Origin of the sequence: Enterobacter sp. PGRG2 (assembly GCF_030291195.1) — a bacterium.
Taxonomy (GTDB): Bacteria; Pseudomonadota; Gammaproteobacteria; order Enterobacterales; family Enterobacteriaceae; genus Enterobacter_D.
The window spans coordinates 3951621-3968498 of record NZ_CP127837.1; the positions used below are offsets into that span (position 1 = coordinate 3951621).

A 16878-nucleotide genomic window follows, 5' to 3' on the forward strand; every position below is an offset into this window, starting at 1 on the left:
GCATTCTCCCTCTCCCACCGGGAGAGGGCCGGGGTGAGGGGNNNNTATCAGGCGATTGTCACTTTGCTGTCGAGATAGACATCCTGCACGGCGTTAATCAGCTTCACGCCGTCCGTCATGGATTTCTTAAAGGCTTTGCGGCCCAGGATCAGCCCCATACCGCCCGCGCGTTTGTTAATCACCGCCGTGCGTACCGCATCGCTCAGGTCGGTGTCGCCCCCTGACGCGCCGCCGGAGTTAATCAGCCCGGCGCGGCCCATATAGCAGTTCGCCAGCTGGTAGCGCACCAGATCGATAGGGTTATCGCTGGTCAGTTTGCTGTAGACGCGTTCGTCGGTATAACCGTATTTCACCGCGTTATAACCGCCATTATTTTCCGCCATTTTCTGCTTCACAATATCCGCGCCAATGGTGGCCGCCAGATGGTTGGCCTGGCCGGTTAAATCGGCGGAGGCGTGATAATCGACGCCGTCTTTCTTAAAGCCGCTGTTGCGCAGATATGCCCAGAGCACCGTCACCATGCCCAGTTCGTGCGCCCGCTCAAAGGCGGCGGAGATCTCCTCGATCTGGCGACGGGACTCCGGCGACCCAAAATAGATGGTCGCGCCCACGGCCACCGCCCCAAGGTTAAACGCCTGCTCGACGCTGGCATACAGCGTCTGATCATAGGTGTTGGGGTAGCTCAGGGTTTCGTTATGGTTAATTTTTACCAGGAACGGAATACGGTGCGCGTAGCGTCGGGAGACAGACGCCAGCACGCCATAGGTGGAGGCCACACAGTTACAGCCCGCCTCGATAGCCAGCTCAACAATATTTTTGGGATCGAAATAGAGCGGATTCGCCGCAAAGGATGCGCCAGCGGAGTGCTCCACGCCCTGATCGACGGGCAGGATAGATAAATAGCCGGTGCCTGCCAGGCGGCCGGTGTTGTAAAGCGTCTGCATGTTGCGCAGTACCGCAGGCGGACGGTTGTTATCCATCATCACGCGGTCAACGTAATCATGTCCAGGAAGATAAAGCTGATCGGCCGGAATGGTCATACAACGATGTTGCAGCAGGCTGTCGGCGTCGTTGCCCAGCAATTGCGTAATATCAGTCATAGCGATGCTCCCGTAAGTTGATAAGCAGAGTAAGCCTGGTACCGACCTTTGCTTAACGCCACCCTGGAATATTTATTCAGCACAATCTGATGGCACGATCCATAACTCAAAAAAATGTTATTCTGATCAAAGATCCAGCACAAAGGTATCTAAAAGGTATTATTAACTGGTATGGTCATACCGTACCCTTTGCTTGTCATGAAGGAAGACCGATGAAAACAACTGCTAAGCTGTCGTTCATGATGTTTGTGGAATGGTTTATCTGGGGAGCGTGGTTTGTCCCGCTGTGGCTGTGGTTAAGCAAAAGCGGCTTTACCGCCGGGGAGATTGGCTGGTCCTACGCCTGTACCGCCATCGCCGCGATCCTCTCGCCTATCCTTGTGGGTTCGCTGACTGACCGCTTCTTCGCGGCGCAGAAAGTGCTGGCGGTGCTGATGTTTGCCGGCGCCGTTCTGATTTACTTCGCCGCCCAGCAAACGGAGTTTGCTTACTTCTTCCCGCTGCTGCTGGCCTACTCTCTGACCTATATGCCAACCATTGCGCTGACCAATAGTATTGCTTTCGCGCATGTGAAGGATGTCGAGGCTGACTTCCCGCGTATCCGCGTGATGGGCACCATTGGCTGGATCGCCTCAGGGCTGGTCTGCGGCTTTCTGCCGCAAATGCTCGGCTATGCGGATATTTCCCCGACCAATATTCCGCTGCTGATCACCGCGGGCAGTTCGGTGGTGCTGGGTGTCTTCGCGCTGATGCTGCCGCATACGCCGCCGAAAAGCACCGGCAAGCTGGACGTCAAAGTTATGCTCGGGCTGGACGCGCTGGTGCTGCTGCGCGACCGTAATTTCCTCGTCTTTTTCTTCTGCTCCTTCCTGTTTGCCATGCCGCTGGCGTTCTATTACATCTTCGCCAACGGTTACCTGACCGAAGTCGGCATGAAAAACGCCACCGGCTGGATGACGCTGGGGCAGTTCTCTGAAATCTTCTTTATGCTGGCGCTGCCGTTCTTTACTAAGCGTTTTGGTATTAAAAAGGTTCTGCTGCTGGGCTTACTGACCGCCGCTATCCGCTATGCTTTCTTCGTCTATGGCGGGGCGGATCACTACTTTACCTATGCCCTGCTGTTCCTTGGCATTCTGCTGCACGGCGTGAGCTACGACTTTTACTACGTCACCGCCTATATCTACGTCGACAAAAAAGCCCCGGTGCATATGCGTACTGCCGCGCAGGGTTTGATCACCCTTTGCTGCCAGGGCTTCGGCAGTTTGCTGGGCTATCGTCTTGGCGGCGTGATGATGGAAAAAATGTATGCCTACAAAGAGCCGGTTAACGGCCTGACCTTTAACTGGGCAGGTATGTGGGCGTTTGGCGGCATCATGATCGCCGTCATCGCGGTGCTGTTTATGCTGTTCTTCCGTGAATCGGATAGAGAAATTACCGCGATTGTGGTGGACAACGATAAGAGCCCCACTCGCGGAGAGGTCCCACAAGGAGAGGTAAAATGAAATCAGAACGTATTCTCGGTGCGTTATATGGCCAGACATTAGGCGATGCGATGGGGATGCCGTCAGAGCTGTGGCCCCGGTCACGGGTGAAGGCGCATTTCGGCTGGATCGACCGTTTCCTGCCAGGTCCGGCGGAAAACAACGCCGCCTGTTATTTTGATCGCGCCCAGTTCACCGATGATACGTCGATGGCCCTTTGCCTTGCCGATGCCATTTTCGAATGCAACGGCAGGATTGACGCCGAGGTTATCGCCCGGCACATCCTGCGCTGGGCCGAAGATTTTGATGCCTTTAATAAAAACGTGCTTGGCCCCACCTCAAAAATCGCCCTGCGGGCGATCCGCGAGGGGCGTCCGGTGAGCGAGCTGGAAAATAACGGCGTGACCAACGGGGCGGCGATGCGCGCCTCCCCGCTGGGCTGCCTGTTGCCGACCCACTCCCTCGATCAGTTTATCGATCAGGTGGCGCTGGCCTCCAGCCCGACCCACAAGTCCGATCTGGCGATTGCCGGGGCGGTGGTGATTGCCTGGGCGATTTCTCGCGCAATTGACGGCGATCGGTGGCAGGATATTGCCGATGCCCTGCCCGCCGTGGCCCGCCATGCGCAGGAAAAACGCGTCACCACCTTTAGCGCATCGCTGGCGGCACGCCTCGAACTGGCGTTAAATGTGGTGCGCAATGCCTCCGGCGTGGAGTCTGCCAGCGAGCAGATTTATCAGCTGGTCGGCACCGGCACCAGCACTATTGAATCGGTGCCTGCCGCCATTGCGATGGTGGAGTTGGCGCAAACTGACCCGAACCGCTGTGCGATCCTGTGCGCGAATCTGGGGGGCGATACGGATACCATCGGTGCCATGGCTACTGCCATCTGCGGCGCGCTGCACGGAGTTTCCGCCATCAATGCCGCCTTTAAGCAGCAACTGGATGACGTCAATCAGCTCGATTTTTCGCATTACAGTGAAAAGCTCCTGGCTTATCGTCAGGAGCGGGAGGAAGCATGAAACCAGGCTATCTCGTCAGCCTTCTGCACCGGCTTGAAACCCGGCGTCCGGTGACGGTGTTAGGGGGCGCGGTGATCGACGTTATCGCCAGCGCCTATGCGCTGCCATTTCGCGGCTGCGACATTGAACTGAAACAGCAAAGCGTCAATATCGGCGGCTGCGCGCTGAACATCGCTGTCGCCCTGCATCGTCTGGGCATGCGCGCGCAAAACGTGCTGCCGGTAGGACACGGCATCTGGGCAGACATGGTCAGCAACGCGCTCAATTCGCACGGCATTGAAAGCGTGCTGAACGTGGATGAAGGGGATAACGGCTGGTGTCTGGCGCTGGTGGAGCCGGACGGCGAGCGTACCTTTATGACCTTTTCCGGCGTCGAAACCCGCTGGGCGAAAGCCTGGCTGGATCCGCTTACCGTGCCGCCGGGCAGCCTGATTTCACTGTCGGGTTATCAGCTCTCCGCCGCCTGCGGTGAAGTGCTGGTCAACTGGCTGGAAACGCTGCACGACGTGACGCCTTATATCGATTTCGGTCCGCGTATCGAAGACATTGATCCGGCGTTGCTGGCGCGTATCCTGGCGCTGAAACCGATCGTCACCTTAAACCGCCGCGAATCAGAGATCGCCGCGCAGCTGCTGGACGTGGAGCCGGAACTTTTAGGCCCGGCGTGGCAGAAAGCGTACGGCGCGCCGCTGATTATTCGTCACGATCGCGACGGGGCCTGGTACTATGATGGCGATGAGCAGGGCTTTGTGCCGCCTTTCCCGGCCACCATGGTTGACACCATAGGCGCAGGGGACAGCCATGCGGGCGGCGTGCTGGCGGGGTTATCCTCCGGCCTGTCGCTGGCGGATTCAGTCTGCCTGGGCAACGCCATTGCGGCGATAGTGGTCAGCAAGCGCGGCGGCGACTGTGCGCCGACGCGCGAGGAATTACTCCTCGCATACAAAGACGTATAAATCGCTGCGACAGGTACTGATGCTGTATTCAATGGGCCGGTTTTGTTGATCAAGAGCCACCTGGCTTATCACCAGAACCGGCACCGTGTTTTCCAGCTGAATATGCGTCTGAAATTCAGCGTCCGGCATCCGGGCGCTGACCCGCGACTTCGTGCGCTGGGGATAGATACGCTGGCTGCGGAAATAATCGTATAGCGATACGCCAATCGCATCGACATCCTTGATCAGCGGCGCAGGCACCCAGGATTCCTCAATGGAGACAGCGTCTTCATCCGCATAACGAATGCGCTTGAGCAGGAACACGTCGGAATCGGTATCGATGGCGAGTTTTTCCGCTACCTCCGCCGGACAGGCAACGATGCGCTTGTTCACCCATAAGGTATCCGGCTTCTTACCGCGCAGCACTACCTGCTGGGAAAATCCCCGCGCCTCCTTGAGGGAATATTCAAAGATGTTATTGATTTGCGTGCCATAACCGCGCGAACGCGTGACCACGCCTTCATCTTCCAGCGTTTGCATCGCCTTGCGCACGGTAATGCGCGAAATCCCCGTTAATCCGCTGAAATCGCGCTCGCCCGGCAGAATATTACCGTGGGCCAGCAGCCCGCTCCGCACGGCGTCTTTCACCGTCCCGGCAAACTTCAGGTACAACGGCATGTTGTCCGCGGCGGCAATCCGCTCTTTCAGCTGTTCGATTAACTGGATATGCGCTTGTTCCATTTCGGGTATCCTGGCAAAAAAGTCCGGTGGTTATACTACCACCACTCATGGAAATGATGCACCGGCCCGATCCCCTCCCCCACTTCCAGCGTGTCGGCCTGCGCCAGCGCGGCGCTGAGCCAGCCTTTGGCGTGCGCCACCGTGGTCGCCCAGTCAGCATAGCGCGGGCGCAGCGCCGCCAGCGCCGCCGACAGGGTACAGCCGGTGCCGTGAGTATTTTTGGTGTGAATACGCGGTGCGGTAAAACGCGTCGCCCCGTCGCGGGTAAACAGCCAGTCCGGGCTTTCGGCATCCTCCAGATGACCGCCTTTCATCAGCACCGCTTCACAGCCGAGCGCCAGCAACGCGCGGCCCTGCTCATGCATCTCCTGCTCGTTGCGGGCGTGAGGCGCGGCCAGCAGCGCGGCGGCTTCCGGCAGGTTGGGCGTGATCAGCGAGACCTGCGGCAACAGATGCCGACGCAGGGCGTCAACGGCACCGGGGGAGAGCAGCGCATCGCCGCTTTTGGCGAGCATCACCGTGTCCAGCACCACATTCTGCACCTGATAACGCCGCAGCCGCTCCGCCACGGCTTCCACAATGTCAGTTTCGGCCAGCATGCCGATTTTGGTGGTGTCGATACGCACATCGCTGAACACCGAGTCCAGCTGTGCGGCGACAAATTCCGGTTCGATGCGGTACACCGACTGCACGCCGCGGGTATTCTGCGCCACCAGCGCGGTAATGACCGAACAGCCATAGGCGCCCAGCGCCGAGAAGGTTTTCAGATCTGCCTGGATACCCGCGCCGCCGCTGGGATCGGTACCTGCAATGGTCAGGGCATTGATACGTTTCATGCCAGCGCCTCCCCGTCCAGACGATACAGCGCATCGAGAAACGCCGGGATAAACGAACCCGGCCCCTGACTGGCAGCGACGGCACGGCTGCCCGCCTGCGCCATAATGCCGCAGGCAGACGCCACGTTAGTCAGGCGATCCCCCGGCAGCGCACAGCTGGCGGCCACCACCGCCGAGAGCGCGCAGCCGGTGCCGACCACCCGCGTCATCAAAGGATCGCCCCCCGGCACCGCGAGCATACGCTCGCCGTCGGTGATGTGATCCACCTCCCCGCTCACCGCCACCACCGCCCCGCTCTGCCGCGCCAGCGCCACGGCCGCAGGCAGCGCCGCACGGATAGTATCTGTGGTATCGACGCCGCGACCGCCCGCCTGCATGCCCGCCAGCGCGAGGATCTCCGACGCATTGCCGCGAATAGCTGCCGGGCGCAGGATCAGCAGTTCCCGGCAAAAATCGGTGCGGAACGTCAGGCCGCCAACCGCCACGGGATCGAGCGTCCAGGGTTTTCCCGCCTCGCGGGCGCTGTTAATGGCGACACGCATAGCTCCGGCGCGATCCGCCGTCAGGGTGCCGACGTTAACCAGCAGCGCGTCGGCGATAGCGCTGAACTGCACGGCCTCTTCCGGCTCGATCACCATCGCCGGGGACGCGCCGAGCGCCAGCAAAACGTTAGCGGTAAAGCTCTGCACCACGTCGTTAGTCATACAGTGAACAAGGGGGGAATGGCGGCGGAAGTGTTGTAACAGAGTGGCGATATGCGCCGGATTTAGCAGGTCAGGTTGCATTTTTTGCTCCTGCCAGACTGCGAAGAAGGGACGCCGGCAGAGGCATCTGACTTCCCTACGCTGGCATTATCCAGATCAGGTGGTACGGGTATTTCTCAGCCTTCACGCAGAAGGGCACCCCGAGTCATTTGAATCAAAATCAATTATTTACAGTTAACACTGCAACAGAATTTAGTGTAGCCGCGGGCTGTTATCGGGCACAAGGAATTTCATAAAGTTTCTGCCGCCCGGCTTTTAGCCTCTTTTAGGTATTCATGCTTAGTGTGATCTGGATCAACATTTACAAATCTTGACAGGAGGATAGTAACGGCGCTGAACTAATGCGTCTCTTTTATAGATACAATCTTTACTATTCACGAAGTCAATCAATATGAAAATCTCTACTCTCGCCGCGGTCGTATTAGCGGCAATTGCCTTTAACGCAGCGGCAAATGAAAGCGTTTCCATTATGAACAATCGCCTTTCAAGCGCCATGCAGGATCAAGCCAATAACCATAATGATGCGACAGCAAGCCGTGTACATGATGCGTACAACGCCGTTAAGCAAGCTGAAAATGGTTCAATGGATAACTCGCACATGGGGAGCACGACGCAAGCCACACCAACCGCAGCCAGCTATGGTTTTAACGCGTACTCCGGATACTCAACCCGCCCCGGCACCTTCGCGCCAACGGCAGACGATCGCAATAATCATATTCCGGACGCCATACCCTCTGTGAAAACAGATGGCGTTCCGCAGGCAACGCCGCAGCGCGTGCCCGCTTTGCAGCTGACTCCGAAAGCGGTTGAACAACGTACGCCTGTGCTGAATCTCACGCCTGCGGCCATTGCACAGAAAACACCGCAACTTACCAACGCTGTGCCCACGCAACTCACGCCGCAGCGCGTGCCTGGCGCTATTCCGGCACAGCGTTATCAAAAAGTGCCTGTTGCCAATTTACAGGCGCCGGGCACGCTAACGCCTGTAGCCACCTATTCTGTAGCCAAGCAGGCAATCAGCTATAGCGGTGCTTCTCGCCGACCGGGCACTTATCAATCTTCTGTGACCGCTCCCGCCATGGTGAAAGGTATTATGCAGTCTCCTGCAGTCGCCACACCTGAGCAGGTTGACAGCATTAATGTCAGCGTTAACAGCCTGAAACCAGATACACAGGTTAACGTCACTGTCGAAGGCAAAACCTTCACCACAACGGCGGGCGCTATTGCTAAGGTCGATCCTCAGGCGCAAATTAGCGTGCCACATATGCCGGTACTGGTTCGCACCCAATATAACGGGGCTAATCACGGTAACAATGGCGCACGGAAAGGCGAGTCTAATGGTCGCGGTGCAGATAATGCCCATTCCCATGCCTTTGGCGGACATGGCTATGGTCATGATAATAGCCGATCAGAAGGCTTCGGCGGCCATTCGCATTTTCATTAATAACCTTAGTCTGTATTTGATAAGAATACAGCAAATTACCGGGTTGATTCATAATAATCAGCCTGCTCAATATAAAAAATGCTCAAATACATTTTATGTAGCGCCCTGCTCTATCTGTCCTGTTTTGTCATTGGTTTTACAGGCGGCATGGAGTATATAAAAATATTTACCGACTCATGTGATATTTATAAAATAAGCGATAGCAATAATGAAAAAGTTAATGATGATAGCAATCATAACTGGATTAGTCACTTCTAATGCCTATGCCATAAATGCCAGCTTTCGTAAGCAACTTGAAAAATCAGGCTGCACACAAGTTACTGAAGCTAATGGTACATGTGACATAAATAAAACAAAGGCACAAAACAAGAAAAGTAAAAGCGAGGAAACTAAGAATATCCGGAATAAATAATTAACGTCACTGCTGCCCATTCTGCACAACGGGCGGCAGTGACAGCTTGCCGCAAAAGTTTTACTTATCCTCACGCCCCGCCGATTAAACTTACTTAATGCGAAGTGAAAATTTCTCACTTTGTCACCCTCTCTTACACGCCAGCATGATTAATGTAGATGTTTATCAAACACTTAAATTTAATATTTACTTACCTGACTAAGCGTTCCGCATCCGGTTAGCTCATTTTTTAATCAAATCCTGAAATCTCATACAAGAGATATTCTGCCTGCCATGCAAAATGAAGTTCGACTACAGACGCATTAACTTTTGGGCAGGAGAGAACCGTGAGTATCGAAGAAAAAATTGAAAATCATATACGTCAATTTCCGGTATCGCTGGTGAATTACCTTAAAAGCGATTACCAGGAAGATCTGATGGTGGTGATAGATGATTTGCTGCCGCATGACGTTCGTGAAGGGATGGAAACGGAAGCGCGCCGCCTGTTGAGTGAAGAAGCATTACGGCGTGAAGTGATAATTGCCCAGAGCGGCAATACGCCGCGCGCTTACGACAGCGTTGGACGGAATGTCATCCGCGAACAGGGGGAATATATTCCCGCGTTTTTTGACAGCCCAAGCATTCTCAATTTTTTCAGCCGCATTACCGGCGAAACGCTTTATCGGGTGCCTTACGCCCCGGAAGAATTCATTATTAATTCACAAAACAAAACCGGCGACACCCACGGCTGGCACTGGGATGACTACTCCTACGCGCTGGTATGGGTGATCGACGAGCCGGACGTTTTCGCCGGTGCGCGCGTGGAGTTTATTCCCCGGGTACCCTGGAAAAAAACTGCCACCCGGGAATGGATTAAAGATGTGCTGACGGAAAACACTATCCGTAGCCGCCATGTCTCGCAGGGACAATGTTATCTGCTGCGCGCCAGAGATGCGTTACACCGTATCTCCCCGTTAACCAGCGCGTCCCGCAGAACCGTTATCGTCTTCACTTATGCCAACGATTTAGATCTTAACGATCCTGAACTCACCCATGACTCCATGGAAACTATTTATCCGCAGGACACTCAGGCGCAGCTGTAAATAATAACGAAGAAGGAAGACACCATGAGTATTAATGAATGTTCGGGCGGGATGAATGACCAGGGCGGATTCCCGGTATTTTTTACTGAAATCTCTGACGATCTGGGTCGCTATGATGAATATACCGATGCCGCCCGGGCAATTTCACAGGCTTTTCCTCCGGCTTCTTATCCCGCCGCGCTCGATATTTGCTGCGGCATTGGCAAGATGAGTAAAGCGCTCCATGAGTGTGGCTATCGCGTCACGGGACTGGATTTATCCGCCGCGCAGCTGGAGATTGCCCGTCAGATTTCCCCTGGCCCGCACTATATCCGCGCCGACATGGCAACGCTGCCTGCCGGAGAGTTTGATTTATTACTTAACGTTTATACCAGCTTTGGTTATTACCAGAGCGAAGAAGAGGATCTCAGCGTGCTGCCCGCCTGGTTCGCCGCGCTGAAGCCCGGCGGCGTGCTGATCATGGAACTCGCCGACATGGATCGGGCGCGTAATCGTATAGATACCTCAGGTCTGCTGGTACGTCAGCATAACGGCGTACAGGAGACATTAACCATGGACTGGGAAAAACGAATTCTTACCGTTGCCTATGAAAAAGATAACAGTCAGTGGACCTGCTTAACCCGCCTGTATGAAAAAGAGTATTTGCGGGAGGCATTACTTGCCGCCGGGTTTATTGATGTCGGGATCTTCGGCAGCTTCGATCTCAAATCGAAAGAAGTTGACGACAACCTTGTTCTTATTGCCACCAAAGGTAAATAACATGTCTAAAACAATCTGCATTGTTGATGGTTATTCCACAGGCGCGGAACTGGCGCCGCTGTTCAGAAAAGAAGGCTGGCGCTGCGTTCATATTCAAAGCAATCCGGTGATCCCTGGGGATTATCTTTTATCGTATCGCCCTGAGACTTTTGATAAGCATTTAATCTTAAGAGACCATTCGCCTGCGGCGATGCGGGAACTGGCAGTAAGCCTCGCGTTTTATGGCCCGACGGTTATTATTCCCGGCACGGAAACGGGCGTCGAACTTGCCGATTTTCTCTCAACCGAGCTTGGCACCGCGGGCAATGACTATGCCACCAGCGCATTACGCCGCAATAAATTCAAAATGCAGGAAGCGCTGCGCCAGGGTGGTTTACGCGCCATCCCGCAGATGGTGACGGATTCGCTGGCCGATGCCTGGATTTGGGTGAAAACCTCCGCCTGCTGGCCGGTGGTGGTAAAACCGGTCGACAGCGCAGGGGCCGATGGCGTGCGCTTTTGTCATAATTTTGAAGAGCTGAACGAGGCCTTCAACGATATTCACGGCAAAACCAACCGTCTGGGTTTACATAACAGCGAAGTGCTGTTGCAGGAGAGATTAATTGGCCGCCAGTTTATCGTGAATGCCGTCAGTATTAACGGCGAGCATTTGATCAGTGAAATCTGGTCTGACGATAAAAAGCAGGTCAGAAACGCTTCACTCATTTGTGAGAAAGAGGTGCTGCTGCCCTATCAGGGTAAAGAGCAAGAAGCGTTAATTGCCTATGTGCAAAAAGCCCTGACGCTGTTAGGCATTAAAAACGGCCCGTCGCACAGTGAATTAATGATGACCGCCAGAGGCCCGGTATTAATCGAAACGGCAGCCCGTATGCAGGGCACTATTATGCACAATGCGGTAGTGGCAGCCCTGGGTTACAGCCATGTGACCTTAACCGCTGAGCGTTATCTTAATCCGCAACGCTTCGCCGCCCGGCTACAGCAGCATTATCAGCTCATGAAAACGCTCTATTGCGTCACGCTGGCGTCGGATGTGGATGGCGTGGTAAGACAAAACCGTTGTCAGGAATTGCTCGCGCAACTGCCCTCTTTTTATGGCGTTATGCATACGCCGGATGCGGGTGAAAAAATCTACCGCACCACCGATCTGTTTACCAACCCTGGCATTATTTATCTGTGCCATGAAAGCCAGCAGCAGATCGAAGCGGACTATGCGCAGATCAGAGAGTTTGAAAAAAATGGCGTCTTATTTGAATTAGCCTGAGATAACTATGAATAATTATAGTGGTGCAGTGTTCGGTTTTATTATGGTTTTCATTTACAACTTTCTGGACGCCGGAAAAGAGGTCTATTCGGGATTCCTGGTACAGTCTGCGCATCCGATGATGGTCACCTGTATTGTCTTCTCAACCGTGCTGGTATTTTTTCAGATCTTCTGCCTGCTCCGCTTGCGAAAGGAATACCTGCGTCCTTACAGAACCTGGAAGCCTCTGGTTGCGCTTAATATGACAACAGCGGGATCGTGGATCACGTTCTTCTACTGTTTAAAATATTTAGAGCCTGCCAGCGCGTCGGCGATTATCACCGGCGTTGCACCACTTTTAATGGTTATGATTGTGCCTTTCTTTATCAGAACCGAAAAACGGGAATACCGCTGGTTGTTGCTGACAGGCATTGCCTGTAGCTCATTATGGCTGGGTGTTATCAGTCTGCAGGAGGGGCGTAATACCTATAATTTATCCGTACAGGAAGTGATCATCGGTATTGCCCTTTCCGTCGGCTGCGCCCTGTTCAGCATTTTCTCCAATATCCTCAGTAAGAAACTCAGTGAGGATGAATGCCGCCCGGAATCCATTATGGCGCACCGCTTTTACCTGACGGTGCTGGTGACGCTGCTGTTCAGTTTTCAGCTACAGGATGTACAAAGCGATCTGCAAAACCTGTTTCCCGGCGTGCTGCTGCTGGCAGTGCTGGGGTTGATTATTCCGCTATGGTGCCTGCAATATGGCATAAAATCCTTACCACCTTCGCGGGTGATGGTATTAATTTCTGTCAGCCCGGTCTTTACCTTTGGCTTTCAGATTTTTGACCCCCGACTGTCGCCGACAGCGTCCTCCTTTGTTGCCATTCTGTTAATATGCTTCTTTTCTCTGGCTGCGGAAGTGTGGCGTATTCAGCATACAGGACGGGTGAACGATGGCTATCACAGGGTATCGGAAGACAGGAACGGTTGAGATCACGCTTTCTGACAGCACCAACCATGTTTTTCCCCGGCACTCCCACGATGAATTTTATCTGGGCGCAAACCTGGCCGGCAGGGAGAAAATCTGGCTTGACGGTAAACGTTCTGAAGCCAGTATTGCGGATATTACCGTTTATAATCCCGGCCAGGTACAGGCCGCCACGCCCACCCCCTATAACTGGGTTTATTACAGCTTTTACATTCCGCCTCAGGTGCTGGCCGAACTTACCGGCCTGCCTGAGGATGATGAATTCAGAAAGAGCGTATTCACCGCGCCCGATATTGCCGACGACATTATTAAAACCGGGGCGTATTGCCTGGATTACGCGCATTCCGATGATGAAGTGCTGGAACGCCTGGCGGTATTATTAAAAAAGGTGCTGCAACGCACCGGTTGCCGCACCAAACTTATTCTGTTCGATCAGGACGCGGTGCTGGCCGCGAGGATCGCCGCCCAGCTGAAAGATGAACTGCTCGAACCGCCGTCCCTCAACGATCTTTCCGCGCAGTACGGACTCAGCGCCGTGCAGCTGGTGCGTATTTTTTCCGCCTCTTATGGCCTGCCGCCCTTCGCCTGGCTAAAAGTGGAAAAGTTAAAAATAGCGAAAAATTTATTATTACGCGGCCTGAGCTTATCGGATATTGCCGCCGGTCTTAATTTTGCCGATCAATCCCATTTCACCCACAGCTTTAAGGAAATGTTTAATATCACCCCCGGGCGAATGTCGCGTTTATATAAAGGGGCGTGATTTTCACTCCCGGAGGATAAGTCCTGCTTTTTAAGCCGGGTGTTTCCCGCGCCGGCGGGCGGCTATGCTGAATACATTCGCTCAACACCATGGAGTAGTTATGAAAGCAATCGCCATTACCGCCGCCGCGCAGAACGGCAGCAACCTAGATTTCCTGCGTGACATCGACACCGAAAAACCTGTTGCCCGGGGTCACGATCTTCTGGTGCAGATCCAGGCCATTTCCGTCAATCCGGTGGATACCAAAGTGCGCGCGGGCTTTAACGCTGACGCGCCGCGTATTCTGGGCTGGGATGCTGTGGGCGTCGTGAGTGACGTGGGCGAGTCCGTGACCCTGTTTAAGCCAGGCGATACCGTCTGGTATGCCGGGGCGCTGACCCGTCCGGGCAGCAATGCCGAATATCAACTGGTGGACGAGCGCATCGTGGCGCATAAACCGGCATCGCTGGATAATGCCTCTGCGGCCGCGCTGCCGCTCACCGCCATTACCGCCTGGGAGATGCTGTTTGATCGCCTTGGCGTCGCGGAAAACGGCAACGAAGGCGATGTGCTTTTGATCGTCGGCGCGGCGGGCGGCGTGGGTTCGATCATGACCCAGCTGGCGCGTAAGCTGACAAAAATGACGGTGATCGGCACCGCCTCACGACCGCAAAGCCAGCAGTGGGTGCGCGATCGCGGCGCGCATCATGTGATTGACCACAGCAAACCGCTCAGCGAGGAGCTGGCGCGCATCGGCATCAAACAGGTGACGCACGTCGCCAGCCTGACCAATACCAGCGATCACTATCAACAGCTGATTGATGCGCTGATGCCGCAGGGAAAACTGGCGCTGATTGACGATCCCGACACCCTGGACGCCCGTCCGCTGAAAGCGAAAAGTATCTCCCTGCACTGGGAATTTATGTTCACCCGCTCCATGTTTGAAACCCCGGACATGATCGAGCAGCACCACCTGCTGACCCGCGTGGCCTCCCTTATCGACAGCGGCGTGATTGAAACCACGCTGGGGGAGCATGGCGGCACAATTAATGCGGAAAATCTGCGTAAGGCGCATAAGCTGATCGAGACACAACGGGCGGTGGGCAAGATTGTCCTTGAAGGTTTCTGAGCCAGGAATCATCCCAAAAGCCTTTCCACGATGAAAGCGGAGCGCGGTTAACGCGCTTCGCTGCTTCTGCTTTGCCCCGCCTTTGCTTACACTTTTTCGCAAAGCGCTGTTGCTTTCAGTCATAAATCGCAGCAATGTTAGCGCGCATGATTTACCAGAGGGCGGTAGAAAAATAAAACGCCTGTCAAAAACGGAGAGATTATGGGTAAGACGAAGATGTTACTTCTGGGCGCGCTGTTGATGACCTCAGGCGCGGTACTGGCTGCGCCGCAGGGAACCGGTATTCAGAAGTATGAAATTCAGGAATTTATTGCCGACTTCACCAAATTTAAACCAGGCGATACGGTGCCGGAAATGTACCGCACTGAAGAATACAATATTAAACAGTGGCAGGCGCGTAACCTGCCGGCGCCGGATGCCGGAAGCCACTGGACCTATATGGGCGGCAACTACGTGCTGATCACCGATGCCGACGGGAAAATCCTTAAAGCCTACGACGGTGAGATTTTCTACCACCGCTGATCGACAGGCCGGGATAAGAGATGCGCATACGCAACTGGACAGAGAGCGATCGCCCTTTTTTACGCACGCTTTATTTGCAGGCACGTCGTCACAGCTGGACATGGCTTGAGGGCGAGGAGTGGCAACTGGAAGATTTCGACGCCGCCACCCTGGGCGAACAGATTTGGGTTGCGGAAGAAGACGGGCACCGGCTGGGCTTTGCCTCGGTTTCGGTGAGCAATAACTTTCTGCACAATCTGTTTGTGGATCCCCACGCGCAGGGAAAAGGCGTCGGCAGCGCGCTGCTGAAAAAGGTGCAGTCGGAATTTACCAGCACCGGGGCGCTGAAATGTCTGGCGCAAAACAAGGCCGCGCTGGCATTTTATCAGCGTCATGGCTGGCATGTGGAAGCGAAAGGCGAGTCGCCGGAAGGGGAATATGTGCTGCTGCACTACCGGCTAAGCTGATGAACGAAAAAGAACCCCTCACCGGACGGCGAGGGGTTTTGTTTTACAGCGCGCGGAATGCGATTTCCGCCGGGATCACATCGCCCTGCCAGTACAGCTGCGCGGCGACACGCCCCGCCAGCTTACGGTACATTGCCGTAAACTCGCTGTCCGGACGGCTGACCACGGTCGGCGTGCCGTTATCCAGATCTTCACGCAGGCTGATGTGCAGCGGCATCTGGCCCAGAAGCTGGGTGTGATACTGCTCCGCCAGCTTCTCTGCGCCGCCGGTGCCGAAAATCGGTTCGTGGTGACCACAATTGCTGCAAATGTGCACGCTCATGTTTTCCACGATGCCCAGCACCGGCACTTCCACTTTCTCAAACATCACGATGCCTTTTTTCGCATCGATCATCGCAATATCCTGCGGCGTGGTGACGACCACTGCGCCGGTCACCGGCACGTTCTGCGCCAGCGTCAGCTGAATGTCACCGGTGCCCGGCGGCATATCCAGCACCAGATAATCCAGATCCGGCCACAGAGATTCCTGCAACAGTTGCAGCAGCGCTTTGCTGGCCATTGGCCCGCGCCACACCATCGCGTTCTCGTCGGTGACCAGATAGCCAATGGAGTTGGTGGCAAGGCCGTGGGCCATGATTGGCGCCATGTGCGTACCGTCCGGCGATGTCGGACGTTCACCTTCGGCACCCAGCATGGTGGGGATCGACGGGCCATAAATATCGGCATCGAGAATGCCAACTTTCGCCCCTTCCGCCGCCAGCGCCAGCGCCAGGTTGACCGCAGTTGAGGATTTCCCTACCCCACCCTTACCGGAACTGACCGCGATGATATTTTTCACGCCGTTGATGCCCGGCTGATTTTTCACGCGCTTTAAGGTGGCGACCGTGTGCGACAGCTTCCAGTCGATGGCTTTCGCGCCGGTAAGGCGCAGCAGCTCGGCGCTGCACTCCTCTTTCAGCTCTTCAAAAGCGCTGCGCCACGGGAACGGCATCAGCAGTTCGATGTGCAGCGTGTCATCCATCCAGGCGACATGATGGACGGCTTTCAGGGCCGTAAGATTATGGGTCAGCGTGGGGTGCTGGAAATTTGCCAGGGTTCCGACAACTATTGCGCGCAAGGCTTCCGGGGATTTGGCCTGGGATTGCGAGTTCATCCCGACTCCTTTGTATTTGTATGATTAGCTCGTCATGCAAGTTTACCTGAAAGAGGCGGGTTTGTGCTTACTTAATAATTGCTGT

17 protein-coding genes, 1 pseudogene and 1 riboswitch are annotated in these 16878 nt (G+C 55.0%); of the genes and pseudogenes, 13 read left to right on the plus strand and 5 right to left on the minus strand.

The annotated features are described in order from the left end of the window. Positions 1–47: 47 nt before the first annotated feature. Complete coding sequence (fbaB, locus tag QRD42_RS17640; RefSeq protein WP_318376606.1) at positions 48–1100, minus strand: class I fructose-bisphosphate aldolase; 1053 nt, start codon at positions 1098–1100, stop codon at positions 48–50. 212 nt (positions 1101–1312) lie between these two features. On the opposite strand from fbaB, the gene QRD42_RS17645 reads away from it, so the two are divergent. Genes QRD42_RS17645 through QRD42_RS17655 form a run of 3 tightly spaced genes read left to right on the plus strand, consistent with a single transcriptional unit; the run spans position 1313 to position 4559 of the window. Continuing rightward, complete coding sequence (locus QRD42_RS17645) at positions 1313–2602, plus strand: nucleoside permease (RefSeq protein ID WP_072569081.1); 1290 nt, start codon at positions 1313–1315, stop codon at positions 2600–2602. Further along, positions 2599–3603, plus strand: a complete 1005-nt coding sequence (locus QRD42_RS17650) for an ADP-ribosylglycohydrolase family protein (RefSeq protein ID WP_318364007.1) — start codon at positions 2599–2601, stop codon at positions 3601–3603. Before QRD42_RS17645 ends, QRD42_RS17650 begins: the two co-directional genes overlap by 4 nt. After that, positions 3600–4559 carry a PfkB family carbohydrate kinase gene (locus tag QRD42_RS17655; RefSeq protein WP_072569083.1) on the plus strand — a complete coding sequence of 320 codons (960 nt, stop codon included), beginning with the start codon at positions 3600–3602 and terminating at the stop codon, positions 4557–4559. Before QRD42_RS17650 ends, QRD42_RS17655 begins: the two co-directional genes overlap by 4 nt. Here QRD42_RS17655 and QRD42_RS17660 read toward each other — a convergent pair. The 3 genes from QRD42_RS17660 to thiM are packed head-to-tail and all read right to left on the minus strand — an operon-like array spanning position 4533 to position 6900. After that, positions 4533–5279, minus strand: a complete 747-nt coding sequence (locus tag QRD42_RS17660) for a GntR family transcriptional regulator (RefSeq protein ID WP_321987751.1) — start codon at positions 5277–5279, stop codon at positions 4533–4535. The two genes, QRD42_RS17655 and QRD42_RS17660, sit on opposite strands and share 27 nt — an antisense overlap. A gap of 35 nt (positions 5280–5314) precedes the next feature. Continuing rightward, a complete protein-coding gene (thiD, locus tag QRD42_RS17665) occupies positions 5315–6115 on the minus strand; it encodes a bifunctional hydroxymethylpyrimidine kinase/phosphomethylpyrimidine kinase (RefSeq protein ID WP_321987752.1) in 801 nt (266 codons plus the stop codon). After that, the gene (thiM, locus tag QRD42_RS17670; protein ID WP_321987753.1) at positions 6112–6900 is read right to left on the minus strand and encodes a hydroxyethylthiazole kinase; all 789 of its coding nucleotides are present in this window, start codon (positions 6898–6900) and stop codon (positions 6112–6114) included. Before thiM ends, thiD begins: the two co-directional genes overlap by 4 nt. Positions 6901–6935: 35 nt before the next feature. Continuing rightward, positions 6936–7032, minus strand: a riboswitch (TPP riboswitch). A 238-nt stretch (positions 7033–7270) separates the two neighbouring features. On the opposite strand from thiM, the gene QRD42_RS17675 reads away from it, so the two are divergent. From QRD42_RS17675 to QRD42_RS17720, 10 genes and pseudogenes are all read left to right on the plus strand, one after another. Next, positions 7271–8323 (plus strand): hypothetical protein, encoded by a 1053-nt coding sequence (locus QRD42_RS17675; protein WP_321987754.1) that lies wholly within the window; start codon positions 7271–7273, stop codon positions 8321–8323. 208 nt (positions 8324–8531) lie between these two features. Then, positions 8532–8690: pseudogene (locus tag QRD42_RS17680) on the plus strand (hypothetical protein); the annotation flags it as partial. Between the two features lie 371 nt (positions 8691–9061). Further along, positions 9062–9817 carry a hypothetical protein gene (locus QRD42_RS17685; protein WP_072569089.1) on the plus strand — a complete coding sequence of 252 codons (756 nt, stop codon included), beginning with the start codon at positions 9062–9064 and terminating at the stop codon, positions 9815–9817. Between the two features lie 24 nt (positions 9818–9841). Continuing rightward, complete coding sequence (locus QRD42_RS17690; RefSeq protein ID WP_321987756.1) at positions 9842–10576, plus strand: class I SAM-dependent methyltransferase; 735 nt, start codon at positions 9842–9844, stop codon at positions 10574–10576. A 1-nt stretch (position 10577) separates the two neighbouring features. Then, positions 10578–11837 (plus strand): ATP-grasp domain-containing protein, encoded by a 1260-nt coding sequence (locus QRD42_RS17695; RefSeq protein ID WP_321987757.1) that lies wholly within the window; start codon positions 10578–10580, stop codon positions 11835–11837. A gap of 352 nt (positions 11838–12189) precedes the next feature. After that, the gene (locus tag QRD42_RS17700) at positions 12190–12807 is read left to right on the plus strand and encodes an EamA family transporter (RefSeq protein ID WP_321987758.1); all 618 of its coding nucleotides are present in this window, start codon (positions 12190–12192) and stop codon (positions 12805–12807) included. After that, a complete protein-coding gene (locus QRD42_RS17705) occupies positions 12770–13564 on the plus strand; it encodes an AraC family transcriptional regulator (RefSeq protein WP_072569093.1) in 795 nt (264 codons plus the stop codon). Before QRD42_RS17700 ends, QRD42_RS17705 begins: the two co-directional genes overlap by 38 nt. A gap of 100 nt (positions 13565–13664) precedes the next feature. Continuing rightward, positions 13665–14672, plus strand: a complete 1008-nt coding sequence (locus tag QRD42_RS17710) for a zinc-binding alcohol dehydrogenase family protein (protein WP_321987759.1) — start codon at positions 13665–13667, stop codon at positions 14670–14672. Between the two features lie 201 nt (positions 14673–14873). Next, a complete protein-coding gene (locus QRD42_RS17715) occupies positions 14874–15194 on the plus strand; it encodes an RcnB family protein (protein ID WP_072569095.1) in 321 nt (106 codons plus the stop codon). Between the two features lie 20 nt (positions 15195–15214). Next, positions 15215–15640, plus strand: a complete 426-nt coding sequence (locus QRD42_RS17720) for a GNAT family N-acetyltransferase (protein ID WP_072569096.1) — start codon at positions 15215–15217, stop codon at positions 15638–15640. A gap of 43 nt (positions 15641–15683) precedes the next feature. Here the strand turns inward: QRD42_RS17720 and apbC are convergent, their stop codons facing one another. Then, positions 15684–16793: an iron-sulfur cluster carrier protein ApbC gene (gene apbC / locus QRD42_RS17725; RefSeq protein WP_321987760.1), complete on the minus strand. Its 1110-nt coding sequence runs from the start codon at positions 16791–16793 to the stop codon at positions 15684–15686. Between the last annotated feature and the right edge of the window lie 85 nt (positions 16794–16878).